The 5291-nt window shown below is 71.6% G+C and carries 6 protein-coding genes; 4 read left to right on the top strand and 2 right to left on the bottom strand.

Translation table 11 applies throughout. From position 1 onward, the window contains the following. The first annotated feature begins 124 nt into the window (after positions 1-124). From GH736_RS16635 to GH736_RS16650, 4 genes are all read left to right on the top strand, one after another. Entirely contained in the window at positions 125-517 is a 393-nt protein-coding gene (locus GH736_RS16635; RefSeq protein ID WP_235934358.1) for an ROK family protein, read from the top strand. 69 nt (positions 518-586) lie between these two features. Beyond that, on the top strand, positions 587-1000 hold the full coding sequence (locus tag GH736_RS16640) for a hypothetical protein (protein ID WP_159605326.1): 414 nt from the start codon (positions 587-589) through the stop codon (positions 998-1000). Positions 1001-1013: 13 nt separating this feature from the next. After that, the gene (locus GH736_RS16645; RefSeq protein ID WP_159605328.1) at positions 1014-2021 is read left to right on the top strand and encodes a restriction endonuclease subunit R; all 1008 of its coding nucleotides are present in this window, start codon (positions 1014-1016) and stop codon (positions 2019-2021) included. A gap of 113 nt (positions 2022-2134) precedes the next feature. Further along, complete coding sequence (locus GH736_RS16650; RefSeq protein WP_159605330.1) at positions 2135-3067, top strand: LysR family transcriptional regulator; 933 nt, start codon at positions 2135-2137, stop codon at positions 3065-3067. Between the two features lie 51 nt (positions 3068-3118). Here the strand turns inward: GH736_RS16650 and GH736_RS16655 are convergent, their stop codons facing one another. Further along, entirely contained in the window at positions 3119-4369 is a 1251-nt protein-coding gene (locus GH736_RS16655) for an MFS transporter (RefSeq protein ID WP_159605332.1), read from the bottom strand. Positions 4370-4406: 37 nt separating this feature from the next. Then, positions 4407-5291: fumarylacetoacetate hydrolase family protein (locus GH736_RS16660; protein ID WP_159605334.1), on the bottom strand; the 885-nt coding region annotated here is incomplete at its 5' end.

Genomic DNA, 5291 nt, shown 5'->3' on the forward strand with positions numbered 1-5291 from the left:
GACAGGGCTCGTTCACCTGCCGTTCACCGTCGTGGCGGAAGCTCGTAAAGCGCGCGGCTTAGCGTCGCAGGCGGGCCGGCACCCGGCCCATCCCCTGCACTCAAGAACCCCGGAAGGGAGTCACGTGGAGGGCGGCGCGGCCATCACGCCCGAGGCGATCGCCGTGGCCGCGATGGACGGCGACGCCCTCGCGATCTCGCTCATCCAGCGATCGGCACGGCTCGTCGGCGAGTCCATCGCCGCGCTGGTCAACATGTTCAACCCGGCCGTGATCGTCGTCGGCGGCGCCGTGTCGTCGGCCGGTGAGGTCTTCCTCGCCGAGGTGCGCCAGCGCGTCTACGAGCTCTCGCTGCCGCTCGCCACCCGCGATCTCAGCATCGTGCGCTCGCTCGGCGACGAGAAGGAGCCGCTCCGCGGTGGCGCGGAGATGGTGCGCGAGCAGCTCTTCGAAGCCACCTTCCCGCGCTGGTTCGCCGACGGGCGGCCGACCATCAGCGAGGTCATGATGGCATCATGACCTCTTCTTCCGTTTTATGACATAAGCGTGTAGCTTTCTGTCTCAAGTGAGACACGAAGGAGCGCCCGCATGACCCTCGCCGCCCTGCGCGATGATGCGCTCGCCTCCACTGACGACGGGTTCGCACTCCGCCTCGGCCTCCCGTGGATCCGATCGCTTCCCGTCGCCAGCCTCGAGGGTCTCGAGCTCGCGATCGACGGGGACCAGGTCGACCCGGTGCTCGTCGCGCTGGACGGTCGGCTGCTCGACCCCTCGGGCCTCGCCCGGGAGCGCGGGTGGTGGTTCCTGCAGGACCGCCTCGTGCTCAGAGGCTGGCGGATGCTGCCGCCCGGCGTCCACGACGTCGTCGTCGCGTTCCGGCTCGTGATCCCCTACCTGCAGACGGCGCCCGACGGCCCGCTCACGCTGCCCTTCCACGTCGCGCGCGCACTCCGACTCGATGCGCCCGCCTCCGCACCGTCCGTGTCCCGCGATGTCGCCTGATCCGAAGGACGCCGTGACCACCGCGCTTCCCAGCACCTGGGTCCTGGCCGCGAGCGCCTTCAACTGGACGCCCGACGTGATCCGGGCCGAGCGGGCGGCCCCCGACATCGCCGCCGGGATCGTGACCGACGGCGTCGCCTCCGTCATCGAGCTCGAGCCCGGCCAACTGTGGCGGTCGTTCCCCGTCTCCGCCGACCCCGAGGTGGACGCGCTGCGTCGCGTGCTCGACGCGGCGGGCGGCAGTGTGAGCATCGTCGGGGCGAGCCTCGACGACTGGACCGGTGCCCGGCAACGACGCTCCGAGGAGGAGCGACTCGCGTTCCTGCTCCCCCAGCTCCGCGCCGCCCGTCGCATGGGGGCCTCGGGCGTGCGACTGCCGATCGGGCAGGCGGGCGAGGCGCTCCTGCAACGGCTGGTGCCCACCCTGCATGAGCTCGACCTCGTGCTGTACGAGGAGATCCAGGGGCAGCAGGCACCCGACTCGGCACCCACCGCGGGGGCGATCGACGTCATCGCCGGCATCGACGACCCCAGCGTGCGCCTCCTCGTGGACCTCAGCATGCTGATGCCCGCCCTGCCGACCACCTACCTGGATGAGCTCGCGCATGCGGGCCTGCCACCTGAGCTGCTCGCCCGCCTCGTCGACGAGTGGCGCGACCCCGCCACGACCGGAGCGGTCGTCGGGCTGCTCCGGTCGGGCGGAGTCCCCCCGGCGATCCAGACGCTCTACATGAACCTGCTCGTGCGCTTCGGGCGCTCGGCCGCGGCGGACCTCCGCGGCATCCTGCCCCTCGTGGGCGCCTTCCACCTCAAGTTCTGGGACCTCGACGATGCCGACCTGCGCGTGTCCGCGCCGATCCGCGACCTCGGCGCCCTCCTCGCCGCCTCCGACTTCGTGGGCACGCTCTGCAGCGAGTGGGGCGGGCACGAGTGGCTCGTCGACGACGACGCCGCGGACATGACCCGGCGGCACCTCGCGCTCGCGCGATCCGCCCTCCTCGACGGCTGCAACGCTGCCTGATCAGCGCGGCTCCAGCGCCACGGGCAGCCATCACTGGACGCGATGGCGCTAGGGGCCGAATCCATCGCGCTGATAGAATGGGGGTCCCGACCCCAGCGAAGGAACACAGCGACGTGTCCGACCTCCCCCCGCTCTCCCGACTCGATCTCAACCTCCTCGTGTCGCTCGACGCCCTGCTCACCGAACGCAGCGTCACCCGAGCCGCCGAGCGGCTCCACCTCAGCCAGCCCGCGCTGAGCGCCTCGCTCGCGCGGCTGCGCACGCACTTCAACGACCCCATCCTCGCGAGGACCGGCAACTCCTACGAGCTCACGCCCCTCGCATCACGCCTGTCCGAGCACACGGCCGCGGCGCTCGATGCCGCACGGCGCGTCTTCGAGAGCCAGGCGGAGTGGGATCCGAGCCAGTCGACGCGCGAGTTCGCGATCTACGGCTCCGACTACAGCCTCGCCACCACCGGCCGACGTCTCGCCTCGCTGGCGGCGGCTCGCGCTCCTGGGGTGCGCTTCCGCTTCATGGTGCACAACCAGCAGATCGTCGAGGACGCGGTGAACCGCCTGCGCGGCGCCGACGGGCTGCTCATGCCGCACGGCTTCCTCACCGACCTTCCGTACACCGACCTCTTCACCGATTCGTGGGTCATCATCGCGGCCGACGACCATCCCACGCTCGGCGATACCGTCACCCTCGACGACATCGCCCGGCAGCCGTGGGTCTTCACCTACCAGTCGCGGTCGGCGTTCACCTCGGCGACCCGGCAGATCCAGCAGCTCGGCATCGAGCCGCGGGTCGAGGCCGTGGTCGAGAGCTTCCTCGCGCTGCCGATGTTCATCGCGGGCACCGACCGGCTCGCGCTCGTGCAGGCGGCGCTGGCCGAGTACGCCCGCAACGTCGGCGGGGTGCGGGTCTACGCCCCTCCGTTCGACGCGACGCCGATCCACAACGCGATGTGGTGGCATCCGGTGCACCGCCGCGATCCCGAGCACGAGTGGCTGCGCTCGCTCGCCACCGAGGCCGCGAGCGAGTTGAGCATCGAGGCCGCCTGAGCGGGCGGCATCCGGGACCGGCAGGCTCCGGATGCCGCACCGCCCGTTCGATCAGGAGGCGACGACCGGCTCCTCGGTCGGGGCAGCCACCGGCGCCGCCCGGCGCAGCCGGATCCCGAGCGCGACCGCGACGAGCGCACAGGCGACCCCGACGACCCCGACGGCGGTCGGCAGCCCGCCGAGGGCGGCCACGAGTGCGCCGATCAGGATCGGGGTGAGGAACTGGCCGAAGAAGAACGCCGCGTTCCACCAGCCGGTGGAGCGTCCTCGCTCCTCGAACCGCACGCCCGCCAGCGCCCAGGTGAGCATCGACGGCAGGAGCACGCCCGACCCGAAGCCGGCGATGACCGCGCCGGCGATGACCCCGGGCTCGCCGCCCGCGACCCAGATCACGATCATGCCGAGGGCCTGCAGGCCGAACGCGAGGGGCAGCACGAACCGGTGCCCGCGTCGCACGAGGCGCGGGAAGCTGAACGCGCCCGCCGCGGTGACGAGCGACGCGGCCGCGGCCACCGCTCCGATCGTGGCCGTGTCGGCGGCGTCCACGCCGTTCTCGACGAGGAGGTAGCTCGTCTCGATGAGCATCACGTAGAAGGTGAACCCGCCGAACAGCGCGACGACGAGCGGGAGGCGGAGGTGGCGCCACGGGACCGGCACGCGACCAGCCGCGGCGACGTGCGCATCGGTCGTGTCGGCCCGGCTCGGCTCCCAGAGCAGGAACACCATCGGCACCGCGATGACGAGGCTGACCGCGTACACCCAGAACGGCGTGTGCCAGCCGCCGACGCCGAGTGCGCCGCCGAGCACGATGAAGACCGTCGCGGCCAGCGTGGTGGCCACGGTCTGCAGGCCGAGGTACTTGTTGCGCCGTGTCTCCTCGTGGAAGTAGTCGACGATGAGCGTCGTGCAGACCGTCATGATCGCCGCTTCGGTGATGCCGACGCCGACACGGGTGAGCAGGATGAGCTGCAGCGACTCGAGGTAGGCGGGCGCCGTGCCGACGAACGCGTACGCCACCATCGCGATGATGAGCAGGCGCTTGCGGCCGAGGCGGTCGACGATCTGTCCGGCGAACGGGGCGAAGATCGCGATCATGAGCGCCGGTATCGCGACGATCATCGGCACGAGCACCTCGGCGCCGGGCTGGTCGCCGAAGACCGCCGAGAGCTGCGGCAGGATCGGCGTGATCAGCACGGCGCCGAGCACGGGCAGGCAACTGCCCGCGAGCAGCAGGATCGCCTGCCAGATGCCCGCCTTTCGGACTGCTGCGGCGCGGGGCGCCTCGACCGATGAGTTCGTCATTGAATCTCCTTGGGTGGGGGTGGGGGTGACGCGTCCGTCAGGGACGCGTCCGTGGCCTCCGGCGAGCCGGAGGGACGTCGGGAACCGGAACCGATGCTCCGATGGTGTTGCGGATCTCGCCGATGCCCTCGACGCGCATCACGACCTCGTCGCCGGTCGCGAGCGGCGGCGGAGTGAGCTCGCCGGCCCGTCCCCAGAGCTCGGCGAGGCATCCGCCGTTGCCCGCGGTGCCCGAGCCGAGCACGTCGCCCGGCACGACCCTCGAGTCGCGCGACGCGTAGGCGACGAGGTCGCCGAAGGGCCACCCCATGTTCGAGAGCAGGTCGACGCCGATGCGCTCGCCGTTGACGAGGACCTCCATGCCGATCGGCAGGAACCCCTCATCGTCGAGGCGGCCGTCGAACTCGTCGGCGGTGACGATCCACGGGCCGAGCGTGGTGGCGAAGTCCTTGCCCTTGGCCGGCCCGAGTCGCACCTTCATCTCGCGGGCCTGGACGTCGCGGGCCGACCAGTCGTTGAAGATCGTGTACCCGAAGATGTGGCCGGCGGCGTCGGCGGGCGACACGTCGCGCCCGTCGGAACCCACGACCCCGCCGATCACGGCGCCCACCTCGAGCTCGAAGTCGAGCCGCTCGGTCCTCGGCGGTCTCACCTCGGCGCCGGTCGCCACGATCGAGTGCGGGTTCGTGAAGTAGAACGTCGGGAACTCGTACCACTCCGGCACCACGTGGCTGGCGCCGTCGATCGACGCGGTGACGCCCTCGACGTGCTCCTCGAACGCCACGAAGTCGCGCACGCTCGCGGGCACGAGCGGCGCGAGCAGCTCCACCTCGGCGAGGGGCACGGATGCCGCGGCGTCGACCTCTGCGGCGAGCGCGGGCACGTCGGCGAGGCCGACGGCGAGCACCTCGGCCACGGTCAG

Origin of the sequence: Agromyces humi (genome assembly GCF_009720255.1) — a bacterium.
Lineage (GTDB): Bacteria > Actinomycetota > Actinomycetes > Actinomycetales > Microbacteriaceae > Agromyces > Agromyces humi.

Coding starts and splice junctions, on each gene's coding strand:
- GH736_RS16655 (WP_159605332.1), bottom strand. CDS start 4,369: ATGACGAACTCATCGGTCGAGGCGCCCCGCGCCGCAGCAGTCCGAAAG.
- GH736_RS16640 (WP_159605326.1), top strand. CDS start 587: ATGACCCTCGCCGCCCTGCGCGATGATGCGCTCGCCTCCACTGACGAC.